The organism is Streptomyces sp. NPDC059524 (assembly GCF_042749255.1).
Lineage (GTDB): Bacteria > Actinomycetota > Actinomycetes > Streptomycetales > Streptomycetaceae > Streptomyces > Streptomyces xanthii.
Window position 1 is genome coordinate 1 of the sequence record NZ_JBHYTK010000136.1, and the last position, 14,156, is coordinate 14,156.

The following is a 14,156-nucleotide window of genomic DNA, read 5'->3' on the forward strand; positions in this document are numbered from 1 at the left end:
GGGTCTTGCTGGTCTTGCTTTTTCGCTTTCCGGCCTTTCGGCCTTCCTGCGGTGTCGACTCTATCAGATCCTTTCGGGCCTGATTCCCAGTCAACTGGTTTGTCGTTGCGACCCGTTGGGCCGTTCGGACTGGTGAGACTTTAGCGGAGTCCCGGCCCCCGACCTAATCGGGGTCCCGCTCTTTCGAACGTGGATTCCTCATTTCGCAAAAGCACGCGCAAACGGCACGACGAAGCTCGTCGAGCGTTTGAAGAGTTCTTGCGGAATGGCTGTCCGGGGACCGACCGGGGTCGGTGCTCACGTCGGACAACTCGGAGAACACTACGGATCGGCCCGGGGCGTGTCAACTTCCCGCCCCGGGCCGTCGTGCGGTCAAACGGTGTTGCCGTCAGCTGTTGCCGGAGGCCAGCTCACGGCTGCGGTCGCGGGCCGCTTCCAGGGCGGCGATGAGGGCGGCCCGTACGCCGTGGTTCTCCAGCTCGCGGATGGCGTTGATGGTCGTACCCGCCGGCGAGGTCACGTTCTCGCGGAGCTTGACCGGGTGCTCGCCGCTGTCGCGGAGCATCGTGGCCGCGCCGATGGCGGACTGGACGATGAGGTCGTGGGCCTTGTCGCGCGGGAGGCCGAGCAGGATGCCGGCGTCGGTCATGGCCTCGACGAGGTAGAAGAAGTACGCGGGGCCCGAGCCGGACAGGGCCGTGCAGGCGTCCTGCTGGGACTCGGGGACGCGCAGGGTCTTGCCGACCGAGCCGAAGATCTCCTCGGCGTGGGTCAGGTGCGCGGCCGTGGCGTGGGTGCCTGCGGAGATGACGGACATCGCCTCGTCGACGAGCGCGGGGGTGTTCGTCATGACGCGGACCACCGGGATGTTCTCGGGGAGGCGCTCCTCGAAGAACGTGGTCGGGATGCCGGCGGCACCGCTGATGATCAGGCGGTCGGCCGGGACATGCGGGGCCAGCTCCGCGAGGAGGGTGCCCATGTCCTGAGGCTTCACCGTGAGGATCAGGGTGTCGGCCTGCTTGGCGGCTTCCTGGTTGGTGACCGGGGTGACGCCGTAGCGCTCGCGGAGTTCGGCGGCGCGCTCGGGGCGGCGGGCGGTGACCATGAGGTCGGCCGGGGCCCAGCCGCCGCGGATCATTCCGCTGAGCAGGGCTTCACCGATCTTGCCCGTACCGAGGACGGCGACCTTGTGGCGGGGGTGCTGGCTCGTCTCACTCATGGGGGCATCCTCGCACCGGGCGCGGCCCCGGCCCGAGCGCTGTCCGGCAGTCGGACGCGGTCAGGCGGTGCGGCGGCGCAGGGTGGCCGCGCCGAGGCCCAGGACGAGGAGCGCGCACCCGGCGACGATCAGGACGTCCCGTACGTACGTGGTGGTGAGGTCGGTGTGGTGGAGGACCTCGTTCATGCCGTCGACGGCGTACGACATCGGCAGGACGTTCGAGATGCCTTCGAGGACGGGCTGCATCTGGTCGCGCGGGGTGAACAGGCCGCAGAGCAGGAGCTGCGGGAAGATCACGGCCGGCATGAACTGGACGGCCTGGAACTCGGAGGCGGCGAACGCCGAGACGAACAGGCCGAGTGCGGTGCCGATCAGGGCGTCGAGGAGGGCGACCAGGAGCAGGAGCCAGGCGGAGCCGGTGACGTTCAGGTCGAGGCCCCACAGGGCGAGGGCCGTGGCGAGGACCGACTGGAGGACCGCGACGGCGCCGAAGGCGAGGGCGTATCCGCCGATGAGGTCGCCTTTGCCGAGAGGCATGGCGAGCAGGCGTTCGAGGGTGCCGGTGGTGCGTTCGCGCAGGGTGGCGATCGAGGTCACCAGGAACATCGTGATGAGCGGGAAGATGCCGAGCAGTGAGGCGCCGATGGAGTTGAAGACGGCGGGGCTCGCGTCGAAGACGTAGCGCAGGAGTACGAGCATCACGCACGGGACGAGCAGCATCAGGGCGATGGTGCGCGGATCGTGGCTGAGCTGGCGCAGAACGCGGCGGGCGGTGGCGAGGGTGCGGTACGGGTTCATGGCTGCCTCCGGGTGGCGGGGGCGGCGTTCGCCGCGTCGACGAGCTGGAGGAATGCGGCCTCGACGGTGTCGGTCGCGGTGCGGGTGCGCAGGGCGTCGGGGCTGTCGTCCGCGAGGAGGGTGCCGTCGCGCATGAGGAGGAGGCGGTGGCAGCGCTCGGCCTCGTCCATGACGTGTGAGGAGACAAGGAGGGTGGTGCCCTGCTCGGCGAGGCGGTGGAAGAGGTTCCACAGGTCGCGGCGGAGAACGGGGTCGAGGCCGACGGTCGGTTCGTCGAGAACGAGGAGTTCGGGGGTGCCGAGGAGGGCGACGGCGAGGGAGACGCGGCTGAGCTGGCCGCCGGAGAGGTTGCCGCTCAGGGCGTCGGCGTGGTCGGTCAGGTCCACGTCGCCGAGGACGCGCTCGACCTCGGCGCGGCGTTCCTCGGCGCGGGCGCGGCCGGGCAGGAGCACGGCGGCGAAGTAGTCGAGGTTCTGCCGGACGGTGAGGTCGAGGTAGACGGACGGGGCCTGGGTGACGTAGCCGACGCGGGAGCGGAGGTCGGCGTGGCCGGCGGGGTGGTCGAGGACGGTCAGGGTGCCGGCGACCTTGGCCTGGGTGCCGACGAGGGCGCGCATCAGGGTGGACTTGCCGCATCCGGAGGGGCCGAGGAGACCGGTGACCTGGCCTCGGCGGACGGTGAAGTCGAGGTCGCGCAGGACGGTGTGGGGGCCTCGGACGACGGTGAGGCCGGCGGCGTGGATGGCGGGGGTGACGGGGTCCCGGACGGGGTCCGGGGGGTCCGGATTTTTATTCATCACGTGATGAATAGTCCTCCGGTGCGTATATGTCGTCAAGGACCGGGGCGGGGGTGCGTGCCGGGGCCTCCGGCGGGGGTCCGGTGCGTTTGGTGAGGCCTGTTGAAGGGGCGCCCGGCGCCGGGGCTGCGGCGCTGCCCCACGCGTGCCCCGAGCAGGGATGCCGCACAGGCCGGATTCCGGGACGGAAGCGTCCCGCCAGGGGCGCGGGGCTGTATCCATGTGCGGCTCCGCCGCGCGGGCGCGATCGGCCACGACGACGTGGCACCCGGCGACGACAGCGCGCAACCTGTGACCGAAAGGCGTACCCGGCACCGGAGTACTGAGGGCCGGTCAGCCCTCAGCCCTTGCGGCCTTGGCCCTTTTTCTTGGCGGGGTTGCGGGTGCGGCGGCCGGCACGGCGTTCGTACTGCTCGACGGCGGTCTCGTACTCCTGGCGTCGCAGCTTCTCGCCGGGGGCCTCCGTGAGGCAGCGCAGGGCGTAGGCGAGGAGGACGCCGACGAAGCCGATGGTCAGGAATCCGCGCAGGGAGGCCTGCTTCTCGGGGTCGGGCCGCTGGGAGAAGGAGCTCCAGGTCCGTGTGAAGGCGAAGGCGGAGCACACCGCGAACATGACGATCAGCAGGCCCTCGACGAACGCGCCGACGTCGGCCAGCGCCAGCCCCTCGTAGGCGAAGCGGAGAACGAAGCAGCCCGCGACCGCCAGGGCGAGGGCACCGAGAGCGGCGCCCACACGGGTCACCAGGTAGGAACCGCTGTGATCGACCCAGGACGTGCCGAAGAAACGGATCGCCTCAGGACGGGGGCCGGGGTTCGTGGGTGCGTCGCTCACGGGTCCGATTATCCCCGGACCGGCCCGCGCGAGGCGCAGGCCGGTCGGGACACGGCGGTCAGCCCAGCTTGGAGACGTCGCGGACGGCGCCCTTGTCGGCGCTGGTGGCCATGGCGGCGTAGGCGCGCAGGGCGGCGGAGACCTTGCGCTCGCGGGACTTGGGGGCGTAGACGCCGCCCAGGGCCTCGCGGCGCGCGGCGAGCTCGTCGTCGCCGACCAGCAGCTCGATGGACCGGTTCGGGATGTCGATTCGGATGCGGTCGCCGTCCTGGACGAGCGCGATGGTGCCGCCGGCCGCGGCCTCGGGCGAGGCGTGACCGATCGACAGGCCGGAGGTGCCGCCGGAGAACCGCCCGTCCGTGACGAGCGCGCAGGCCTTGCCGAGCCCGCGTCCCTTCAGGTACGAGGTCGGGTAGAGCATCTCCTGCATGCCCGGCCCGCCCTTGGGGCCCTCGTAGCGGATGACGACGACGTCGCCCTCCTTGACCTCCTTCATGAGGATCTTCTGGACGGCCTCGTCCTGCGACTCGCAGACGACGGCGGGGCCCTCGAAGGTCCAGATGGACTCGTCGACACCGGCGGTCTTCACGACACAGCCGTCCACCGCGAGATTGCCTTTCAGGACGGCGAGGCCGCCGTCCTGCGAGTAGGCGTGCGCGACGTCGCGGATGCAGCCGCCGGCCGCGTCCGTGTCGAGGGAGTCCCAGCGCTTGGACTGCGAGAAGGCGGTGGCGGAGCGCTCACAGCCGGGGGCCGCGTACCAGAGGTCGGTGGCTTCCTCGGTCGCGCTGCCGCTGCGCACGTCCCAGGTGTCGAGCCACTCCTTGATCGACGGGGAGTGGACGGTGTGCACGTCCTCGTTGAGGAGCCCGCCGCGGTACAGCTCGCCGAGGATGGCGGGGATGCCGCCGGCGCGGTGCACGTCCTCCATGTAGTACGTCTTCGACCCGGCGACGTTCGGCGCGACCTTGGCCAGGCAGGGCACGCGGCGCGAGACGGCGTTGATGTGGTCGAGGTTGTAGTCGACCTCGGCCTCCTGAGCGGCGGCCAGCAGGTGCAGGATCGTGTTCGTGGAGCCGCCCATGGCGATGTCGAGCGCCATCGCGTTCTCGAACGCGGCGTGGGTGGCGATGTTGCGCGGCAGGACGCTCGCGTCGTCGTCGCCGTAGTACCGCTGGGTCAGCTCGACGATGGTGGTGCCGGCGCGCTCATAGAGGGCCTTGCGCCCCGTGTGGGTGGCGAGCAGCGATCCGTTGCCCGGCAGGCTCAGGCCGATGGCCTCGGTCAGGCAGTTCATCGAGTTGGCGGTGAACATGCCGGAACAGGAGCCGCACGTCGGACAGGCGTTCTCCTCGATGCGGAGGATGTCCTCGTCGGAGATCTTCTCGTTGACGGCCTCGGACATGGCGTCGACCAGGTCCAGGGTGCGCACGGTGCCGTCGACCAGCGTGGCCCGCCCGGACTCCATCGGGCCGCCCGAGACGAAGATCGTCGGGATGTTGAGGCGCAGAGCGGCCATCAGCATTCCGGGCGTGATCTTGTCGCAGTTCGAGATGCAGATCAGTGCGTCCGCGCAGTGCGCCTCGACCATGTACTCGACGGAGTCGGCGATGAGGTCACGCGAGGGCAGGCTGTAGAGCATGCCGCCGTGCCCCATCGCGATGCCGTCGTCGACGGCGATGGTGTTGAACTCACGAGGAATACCGCCGGCCTCGACGATGGCCTCGCTCACGATGCGCCCGACCGGCGCCAGGTGCGTGTGCCCGGGGACGAACTCGGTGAACGAGTTGGCGACGGCGATGATCGGCTTCCGGCCGATGTCCGCACCGGGTACACCGGAGGCCCGCATAAGGGCGCGTGCGCCCGCCATGTTGCGACCGTGGGTGACTGTGCGGGACCTCAGCTCGGGCATCGTCGCTCGCTCCTTAAGGCGGAAAAGACTGTTTACGAGCCTACGCCGCCGCTCCACACCCTGGACACAGTGTCCGCATATCGATACGACTGTCTCACTGAACCCCGCTCAGATGCCCCTGCACCACGGGCGCGATCCGCGAGATCACGTCCTCCAGCTCGGCGGAAGCGAGCGGCTCCACCTTGATCACGTACCGCAGCATGGCGGTCCCCACCAGCTGAGCGGCGGCCAGCGAGACCCGGAGCTCGGCCTCCCCCTCCGCCACGTCCAGCCGCCCGGCGATCCGCCCCAGCAGCTGCTCGACGATCAGTCGCCGGAAGACACCGGCGGCGGTCTCGTTGTTGACGGCGGACCGCACGATGGCCAGCAGCGGCGCCCGCGTCACGGGGTTCTCCCACACCCCGAAGACGAACCGCGTGAGCCGCTCCCCGACCCCGTCGAGCGGCCCCTCCTCCACCACACCGGGCACCCCCAGAGCCGGCGCGAACGCCACCTCCACAGAGGCCGCGAAAACAGCCTCCTTGGTCCCGAAGTAGTGGTGGACCAGAGCGGAATCCACCCCCGCGGCCTTGGCGATGCCCCGCACCGAGGTCTTCTCGTACCCCCGCTCGGCGAACTCCTCACGGGCGGCGTCCAGGATCCGCTCCCGCGCCCCGCCGCCCTCGCTCCGTGCGGGCCGCCCCCGGCGCCGTACGGTCATGACCCCGGAACCCGCACCGCGGAAGCGAGGTGCAGCCGCGTGAAGGCGAGCGCCTCGGCCAGATCGGCTTCGCGCTCGGCGCTGGACATGGCCCGCCGGGTATTGACCTCGATCACCACGTGCCCGTCGAAACCGCTCACGGCCAGCCGCTCCAGCAGTTCGGCGCAGGGCTGCCCGCCCCGTCCGGGAACGAGGTGCTCGTCCTTACCGGACCCGTTCCCGTCGGCGAGGTGCACGTGCCCCAGCCGGTCGCCCATCCGCCCGACCATCTCCAGAGCGTCGGTCCGGGCGGTGGCGGTGTGACTCAGATCAACGGTGAAATGCCGGTAGTCGTCCTTCGTGACATCCCAGTCCGGCGCGTACGCAAGCATCTCTCGATCGCGATATCGCCACGGATACATGTTCTCGACGGCGAACCGCACATCCGTTTCATCAGCCATCCGCCACACGCCGCGCACGAAATCCCGCGCGTAACCCCGCTGCCACCGGAACGGCGGATGCACGACCACGGTCGAGGCGCCCAGCCGCTCGGCGGCCGACTTGGCCCGTTGCAGCTTCACCCACGGATCGGTCGACCACACCCGCTGCGTAATGAGAAGACACGGCGCGTGAACGGCCAGAACAGGCACCCGGTGATAGTCCGAGAGCCGCCGCAGCGCATCGATGTCCTGGCTGACGGGGTCGGTCCACACCATGACCTCGACGCCGTCGTACCCCAGGCGCGCCGCGATCTCGAAGGCCGTAGCCGTCGACTCCGGATACACGGAAGCCGTGGACAGCGCGACCTTCGCATCCGGGATGCGCACCACTGGTTCTGCCACGGGGACAGACTACGATCCCGATTCCCCGAGAGGGCCCGCACACCGGAACGTGCGGCAAACCTCACGACGCCCACCCCCGACCGGCACACCCACCCACGACCGGACGGGCACAACCACCCACCCACGATCAGACGGGCACGAGACGGCCGGCCCCCCACCCACAACCGGACGGGCACGAGACGGCAGGCACCCCCACCCACAGCCGGACGGGTACGAGACGGCAGGGACCGCACGGGGCATGTCCGCGCGCAGCACCGAGCACAGGCGTCCCCGCACCGGTGTCAGCGGACGGTGCCTTCGAGATGGCGAGCACGGACATGCCCCGTACGGTCCCGAACCCACCCCGACACCTGTCGGAGCGAACGGGAATGCCGCCGGGAGAGCCCAGGCGGCCACCCTCCCTTCAAGCGCGATCAGGCCCCGGGCAGATGATCGAGCTGCCGCAGAATGACACCCTCGCGCAGCGCCCAGGGGCAGATCTCCAGCGTCTCGACCCCGAAGAGGTCCATGGCGCCCTCAGCGACCAGCGCCCCGGCGAGCAACTGCCCGGCCCGCCCCTCGGACACCCCGGGAAGCTCGCCCCGCTCCGCGGTGGTCATCGCGGCGAGCCGCGGCACCCAGTCCTCCAGGGCGCTGCGCTTCAACTCCCGCTGCACGTACAACCCGTCGGCGGACCGCGCCGCCCCGGCCAGCCGGGCCAGCTGCTTGAACGTCTTGCTCGTGGCCACCACGTGATCAGGCGCCCCGAACCGGCTGAACTCCCCGACCGTCCGGGCGATCTGCGCCCGCACGTGCCGCCGCAACGCCTTCACATCGGCCGGGTCGGCCGGATCCCCGGGCAGCCAGGCGGAGGTGAGCCGCCCGGCGCCGAGCGGCAGCGACGCGGCGGCATCGGGCTCCTCGTCGATCCCGAAGGCGATCTCCAGCGAGCCGCCTCCGATGTCGAGGACGAGCAGCTTGCCGGCGGACCACCCGAACCAGCGCCGCACGGCGAGGAAGGTCAGCCGGGCCTCCTCGGCCCCGCTGAGCACCCGCAGCTCGACCCCGGTCTCGTCCTTGACCCGCGCCAGCACCTCGTCCGCGTTGGTGGCCTCGCGCACGGCGGAGGTGGCGAAGGGCAGCAGCTCCTCGACGCCCTTGTCCTCCGCGGCCTCCAGCGCCCCCCGCACCACACCGATCAACCGCTCGACACCGTCGGCCCCGATGGCTCCACGGTCGTCGAGAAGTTGAGCGAGCCGCAGATCGGCCTTGTGCGAGTGCGCGGGCAGCGGGCGCGCGCCCGGGTGGGCGTCCACCACGAGCAGATGCACCGTATTCGAACCCACGTCGAGGACACCGAGTCTCATGTACGGAACGCTACTGCGCCCGCGCGCCGACCGGTCCCCCGAGGCGGGTGCCGGGGTCTTCGCAGGGGTCACCGCACGCTTACTCTGGACCTGTGCCCAAGACGAAAAAGGCCAAGGCCGACAAGGCCGACAAAAAGAAGTCGGCACCGCAGAAGCAGGACGCGACTCGACAGCAGCAGCAGCAGCCGGACGAGAAGCCCATCGACTTCCCGAGGGCATGGGTCGAGTTCCCGGACCCGGCGGACGACGAACAGGTCTTCCGCTGTGATCTGACATGGCTGACCTCTCGTTGGACGTGCATCTTCGGCAGTGGCTGCCAGGGCATCCAGGCCGGCCGCGCCGACGACGGCTGCTGCACCCTGGGCGCCCACTTCTCGGACGAGGACGACGAGAAGCGCGTGGCGGAGCACGTGGCACGGCTCACCCCGGACATCTGGCAGCACCACGACGTGGGCGTGGAGACGGGCTGGGTGTCGAAGGACGAGGACGGGGAGCGCCAGACGCGCCCGTACAACGGCTCGTGCATCTTCCAGAACCGGCCGGGGTTCGAGGGCGGCGCGGGCTGCTCGCTGCACATCCTGGCGATCAAGGAGGGCCGGGAGCCGCTGGAGACGAAGCCGGACGTGTGCTGGCAGCTGCCGATCCGCCGCACCTACGAGTGGATCGACCGCCCGGACGACACGCGGGTGCTGCAGGTCTCGATCGGCGAGTACGACCGCAGGGGCTGGGGCCCGGGCGGCCACGACCTGCACTGGTGGTGCACCTCGGCGACGTCGGCGCACGGCGCGGGCGACCCGGTGTACGTGTCGTACCGCCCGGAGCTGACGGAGCTGATGGGCGAGGCCGGTTACGCGAAGCTGGTGGAGCTGTGCGAGGAGCGTCTGGCGGGCGCCCGCAAGAAGCTGCCCCTGCTGGCCCCGCACCCGGCGGACCCGGTGTGACGCCCCGCTGACGCTCAGGACGTCGAGGGCGCCGGGTCACCGGGCGTCGTCGGGTCGCTCGGCGTCGGATCCGGGTCGCTCGGGGTCGGGTCGGGATCGCTCGGCGACGGGTCACTGGGCGTCGGATCCGGATCGCTCGGGGTCGGATCGCTGGGCGACGGATCGCTCGGCGTCGGATCCGGATCGCTCGGCGTGGGCCCCGGGTCGGAGGTCCCCGGCCCGGGACCGGGCGCCCCGGTCGGCCCCGGCCCCGCGGTCGCGGAACTCCCGTACCCCTCGATGGAGATGACCGCGCCGGACGGGTCGACGGCGACGCGGGCGCTCCAGTGCCCGGCCGGTTCCGTGCGGTGGTCGACGTAGACCTGGAGGGTGACGGATTCGCCGGGCTGGAGCGTGCCCGAAGAGCGGCTCAGATACAGCCACGAGGCGCCGGTGGACGCGGACCAGTCGACGGCGGAACTGCCGGAGGCGGTCAGGGTGATGAGGGTGACGTCACCGCTGGGCTGGGCCTCGACGGTGAGCCGCCCGGGGCCGTGGGCGCCGCGGGAGGGCGGCGTGATGACTTCCACGGAGACGTCCGAGGGGTGCCCGGCACTGTCGGTGAAGTGCGGGTCGGGGGTGGTGCGGGCGTTGCCCGCGTTCTCGTACGCGCCGCCCGCGCGGTCCCCGTCGAGCTCGCCGACACCCGCCTCGTTGGCGCTGACGGAACGGCCGTCGGTGCCCTCGCCGGTCTGCGGCCCGCGGTAGGCGGCCCACAGGGCGAGCACCGGGGCGGCGACGACGGTGGCGACGACGGTGGTGGTGACCGCGCGGGAGCGCAGCCGGTCACGGCGGGCCGCACGGTCCTTGGGATCCATGGGGAACCCGCGCCGGTCGAAGCGCGGGGCGCCCGGGTGCGGGGCGTGCATGGCCTGGTGCAGGGCGGCGCGCGGGGCCTCGACGAGGGGCAGCGCGGCGGGGGTGACGGAGGTGCCGGGCCAGGCGCCGGGGGCGGCGCGCTCGGCGGTGCGGCGGCAGCGCGGGCAGTCGTCGACGTGGCGGACGAGCTCGCGGCGCAGGGCGGCGGACAGCAGCAGCTGGTTGTCCCCGGTGAGCCGGGCGACGCTGGGGCAGGTGCCGGTCTCGACGACGGCGAGCGCGGCGCGGGTCCGCTCGACCTCGCAGGCGGCGGAGGAGAGCAGCTCGCGGGTGACGGCGGGATCGGTGCCGAGGGCGGCGGCGACCTCGCGGGGCGAGAGCTGGTGCCGGACGGCGAGCTCGAGGGCTTCCCGCTGCTCGGGCGTGGTCCCGGCGGCTTCGGGCCAGGCGAGCTGGGCGAGCTGCCGGCGGCGCTCTTCCGAAGCCGAGGGCGAGGCACCGGAGCCGGAAGCTGAACCGGAACCAGAGCTGGAAGCCGAACCGGCCCCAGAACCAGAACCGGACCGAGAGCCCGAGTCCGAGCCCGAGACCGAACGAGAGCCCGAGCCCGAACGAGAACCGGAACCCGAGCCGACCGCAGAGGCGGAGCCGGCGGCATGAGCCCCCTGCCGCCTCCGCTTGGCCTCCGCCATCCGCCGCAGACACGACCACCGGGCCAGCGCGTACAGCCAGGCCCGCCGGTCCGCGGCGGCGTCCGGCGCCCGGCTCCCCCGCCGCTCGGCGAGCGCGAGCGCGTCACCGAGCGCGGCGATCGCCTCGTCGTGATCGCACAGGACGGAGAGGCAGTACGTGAAGAGGCCGTCGAGACAGGGCTCGTAGCGCGCGGGCGGGCGCTGCGGAACAGCGCGCGGCGCCGGTCGCCTCGCCCCGGCGCGGTGCGCCCGGTGTGCGCCGGTGGTGTGCGTGGAGGGTTCCGGCCTGCTGCTCATCACCTGTGCGACCGTAGGGGCCGGTGCAGGCCCTCTCCGGCGCCTTGAGCACATTTAATCCTTACGGGTGAAACGATCCCTCAAAAGGGGACAGGAAGCCCGTATTCCGTGGCCAGCGCGCCTACACGGGGCGACGAAAGCGTTCACCACCGCGCCCGCGCCGGGGGCGCTGTCAGTGCCGCCCGCTACGGTTCGGGGCATGGCTGCCCGTACCAAATCCGCCAAGGACCGACCGTCGTACCGCTGCACCGAGTGCGGCTGGCAGACGGCGAAGTGGCTCGGCCGCTGCGCCGAGTGCCAGGCGTGGGGCACGGTCGAGGAGTACGGCGCGCCCGCGGTCCGCACGACCGCCCCCGGCCGCGTCACGACGTCCGCGCTCCCCATCGGCCAGGTCGACGGCAAGCAGGCCACGGCCCGCCCCACCGGCGTGCCCGAGCTGGACCGGGTGCTCGGCGGCGGCCTCGTACCGGGCGCGGTGGTGCTGCTCGCGGGCGAGCCCGGCGTGGGCAAGTCGACGCTCCTCCTCGACGTCGCGGCGAAGTCCGCGAGCGAGGAGCACAAGACGCTCTACGTGACGGGTGAGGAGTCGGCGTCGCAGGTACGGCTGCGCGCGGACCGCATCAAGGCGATCGACGACCACCTGTACCTGGCGGCGGAGACGGACCTCGCCGCGGTCCTGGGCCACTTGGACGCGGTGAAGCCGTCCCTCCTGATCCTGGACTCGGTGCAGACGGTCGCCTCGCCGGAGATCGACGGCGCGCCCGGCGGCATGGCGCAGGTCCGCGAGGTGGCGGGCGCGCTGATCCGCGCGTCCAAGGAGCGCGGCATGTCCACGCTCCTCGTGGGCCATGTGACGAAGGACGGCGCGATCGCCGGCCCCCGCCTCCTGGAGCACCTGGTGGACGTGGTGCTGCACTTCGAGGGCGACCGGCACGCGCGCCTGCGCCTGGTCCGCGGGGTGAAGAACCGGTACGGGACGACGGACGAGGTCGGCTGCTTCGAGCTGCACGACGAGGGGATCACGGGACTCGCGGACCCCAGCGGCCTGTTCCTGACGCGGCGCGCGGAGCCGGTGCCGGGCACCTGTCTGACCGTCACCCTGGAGGGCCGGCGCCCGCTGGTGGCGGAGGTGCAGGCGCTGACGGTGGACTCGCAGATCCCGTCCCCCCGCCGTACGACCTCCGGTCTGGAGACGTCCCGCGTCTCGATGATGCTGGCCGTGCTGGAGCAGCGCGGCCGGATCAGCGCGCTCGGCAAGCGGGACATCTACTCGGCGACGGTGGGCGGCGTGAAGCTGTCGGAGCCGGCCGCGGACCTCGCGATCGCGCTCGCGCTGGCGTCCGCGGCGAGCGACACCCCGCTGCCGAAGAACCTGGTGGCGATCGGCGAAGTGGGCCTCGCGGGCGAGGTCAGACGGGTCACGGGGGTGCAGCGCCGGCTGGCCGAGGCGCACCGGCTGGGCTTCACGCACGCCCTGGTCCCGGCCGACCCGGGCAAGATCCCTCCGGGCATGAAGGTGCTGGAAGTCGCGGACATGGGAGAGGCGCTGCGGGTGCTGCCGAAGGGCCGTAGGCGAGAGGCCCCACGGGAGGCGGAGGAGCGCCGGTAGACTTTGCCCTGGTCTCGCCCGTGCGTGCGAACGCGAAGGAACCCCAGGGCACCCCAGAGTCTGCGATCCGGAGGAGTGCAGTGGCAGCCAACGACCGGGCGTCAGCTCCCGGCAAGTCCGGAGGGAGTTCCGGTGCGGACGGCCTGATGCGCGCGTCACTGAGCGCCGTGGCACCCGGTACCGGCCTGCGTGACGGCCTGGAGCGCATCCTCCGTGGCAACACCGGCGGTCTCATCGTCCTCGGTTCGGACAAGACGGTCGAATCGATGTGTACGGGTGGATTCGTCCTCGATGTCGAGTTCTCCGCGACGCGACTGCGCGAGCTGTGCAAGCTCGACGGCGGCATCGTGCTCTCCTCGAACCTGGACAAGATCCTGCGGGCCGGCGTGCAGCTGGTCCCGGATCCGACGATCCCGACGGAGGAGACCGGCACCCGGCACCGCACGGCGGACCGGGTCAGCAAGCAGGTCGGCTTCCCGGTCGTCTCGGTCTCCCAGTCGATGCGCCTGATCGCGCTCTACGTGGACGGACAGCGCCGGGTCCTGGAGGACTCGGCCGCGATCCTGTCGCGGGCGAACCAGGCGCTCGCGACGCTGGAGCGCTACAAGCTCCGCCTCGACGAGGTCGCCGGCACGCTCTCCGCGCTGGAGATCGAGGACCTGGTGACGGTCCGGGACGTGACGGCGGTCGCGCAGCGCCTGGAGATGGTGCGCCGGATCGCGACCGAGATCGCCGAGTACGTGGTGGAGTTGGGCACGGACGGCCGCCTGCTCGCGCTGCAGCTCGACGAGCTGATCGCGGGCGTCGAGCCCGAGCGCGAGCTCGTCGTACGGGACTACGTGCCGGCCCCGACGGCCAAGCGGTCCCGCACGGTCGAGGAGGCGCTGGCCGAGCTGGACTCCCTGCACCACGGCGAGCTGCTCGAACTGCCCATCGTGGCCCGCGCCCTGGGCTACACGGGCTCTCCGGAGGCCCTGGACTCGGCGGTGTCGCCGCGCGGCTTCCGGCTCCTGGCCAAGGTGCCGCGGCTGCCCGGCGCGATCATCGACCGGCTCGTGGAGCACTTCGGCGGGCTCCAGAAGCTGCTCGCGGCGAGCGTGGACGACCTCCAGACGGTCGACGGCGTCGGCGAGGCCCGCGCGCGCAGCGTGCGCGAGGGGCTCTCCCGGCTGGCGGAGTCCTCGATCCTGGAGCGGTACGTGTAGCTCCGCGAGGTGACGTGAAATATGGGGGGGGGCGGCCCCCGCCCCCCCCCCCTGTGGGGTAGCTGGGGGGGGGCGTGGGCCGGTGGGGCGCTCGCGCGAGGGGGGCCCCCCCCGTGGGCGCGCGCGACC

The 14,156-nt window shown here is 71.8% G+C and carries 12 protein-coding genes; 3 read left to right on the forward strand and 9 right to left on the reverse strand.

What is annotated here, in order from left to right; all coding sequences use genetic code 11:
* Positions 1-388: 388 nt before the first annotated feature.
* From proC to ACFW9D_RS29640, 8 genes are all read right to left on the reverse strand, one after another.
* Positions 389-1,219, reverse strand: a complete 831-nt coding sequence (proC, locus tag ACFW9D_RS29605; RefSeq protein WP_188338319.1) for a pyrroline-5-carboxylate reductase — start codon at positions 1,217-1,219, stop codon at positions 389-391.
* Positions 1,220-1,279: 60 nt separating this feature from the next.
* The gene (locus tag ACFW9D_RS29610; protein ID WP_384626852.1) at positions 1,280-2,017 is read right to left on the reverse strand and encodes an ABC transporter permease; all 738 of its coding nucleotides are present in this window, start codon (positions 2,015-2,017) and stop codon (positions 1,280-1,282) included.
* Positions 2,014-2,814: an ABC transporter ATP-binding protein gene (locus ACFW9D_RS29615; RefSeq protein ID WP_188338317.1), complete on the reverse strand. Its 801-nt coding sequence runs from the start codon at positions 2,812-2,814 to the stop codon at positions 2,014-2,016. The genes ACFW9D_RS29610 and ACFW9D_RS29615 overlap by 4 nt, the downstream gene beginning before the upstream one ends.
* A gap of 340 nt (positions 2,815-3,154) precedes the next feature.
* A complete protein-coding gene (locus ACFW9D_RS29620; RefSeq protein WP_223206090.1) occupies positions 3,155-3,646 on the reverse strand; it encodes an EamA/RhaT family transporter in 492 nt (163 codons plus the stop codon).
* A 58-nt stretch (positions 3,647-3,704) separates the two neighbouring features.
* Positions 3,705-5,558 (reverse strand): dihydroxy-acid dehydratase, encoded by a 1,854-nt coding sequence (ilvD, locus tag ACFW9D_RS29625; RefSeq protein WP_188338316.1) that lies wholly within the window; start codon positions 5,556-5,558, stop codon positions 3,705-3,707.
* 94 nt (positions 5,559-5,652) lie between these two features.
* Positions 5,653-6,258 (reverse strand): TetR family transcriptional regulator, encoded by a 606-nt coding sequence (locus ACFW9D_RS29630; protein ID WP_384626857.1) that lies wholly within the window; start codon positions 6,256-6,258, stop codon positions 5,653-5,655.
* The gene (locus tag ACFW9D_RS29635) at positions 6,255-7,079 is read right to left on the reverse strand and encodes a sugar phosphate isomerase/epimerase (protein ID WP_188338314.1); all 825 of its coding nucleotides are present in this window, start codon (positions 7,077-7,079) and stop codon (positions 6,255-6,257) included. Before ACFW9D_RS29635 ends, ACFW9D_RS29630 begins: the two co-directional genes overlap by 4 nt.
* A 413-nt stretch (positions 7,080-7,492) precedes the next feature.
* Positions 7,493-8,425 (reverse strand): Ppx/GppA phosphatase family protein, encoded by a 933-nt coding sequence (locus ACFW9D_RS29640; RefSeq protein ID WP_188338313.1) that lies wholly within the window; start codon positions 8,423-8,425, stop codon positions 7,493-7,495.
* A gap of 92 nt (positions 8,426-8,517) precedes the next feature.
* Between ACFW9D_RS29640 and ACFW9D_RS29645 the strand changes: the two genes are divergently transcribed.
* Positions 8,518-9,366, forward strand: coding sequence for a hypothetical protein (locus ACFW9D_RS29645; protein ID WP_384626860.1), 849 nt, complete (start codon positions 8,518-8,520; stop codon positions 9,364-9,366).
* A 14-nt stretch (positions 9,367-9,380) separates the two neighbouring features.
* On the opposite strand, the gene ACFW9D_RS29650 is transcribed toward ACFW9D_RS29645, so the two are convergent.
* Positions 9,381-11,213 (reverse strand): hypothetical protein, encoded by a 1,833-nt coding sequence (locus tag ACFW9D_RS29650; RefSeq protein ID WP_384626864.1) that lies wholly within the window; start codon positions 11,211-11,213, stop codon positions 9,381-9,383.
* 199 nt (positions 11,214-11,412) lie between these two features.
* Between ACFW9D_RS29650 and radA the strand changes: the two genes are divergently transcribed.
* Positions 11,413-12,822, forward strand: coding sequence for a DNA repair protein RadA (gene radA / locus ACFW9D_RS29655; protein WP_188338310.1), 1,410 nt, complete (start codon positions 11,413-11,415; stop codon positions 12,820-12,822).
* A gap of 80 nt (positions 12,823-12,902) precedes the next feature.
* The gene (disA, locus tag ACFW9D_RS29660; RefSeq protein WP_188338309.1) at positions 12,903-14,027 is read left to right on the forward strand and encodes a DNA integrity scanning diadenylate cyclase DisA; all 1,125 of its coding nucleotides are present in this window, start codon (positions 12,903-12,905) and stop codon (positions 14,025-14,027) included.
* Positions 14,028-14,156 lie beyond the last annotated feature (129 nt).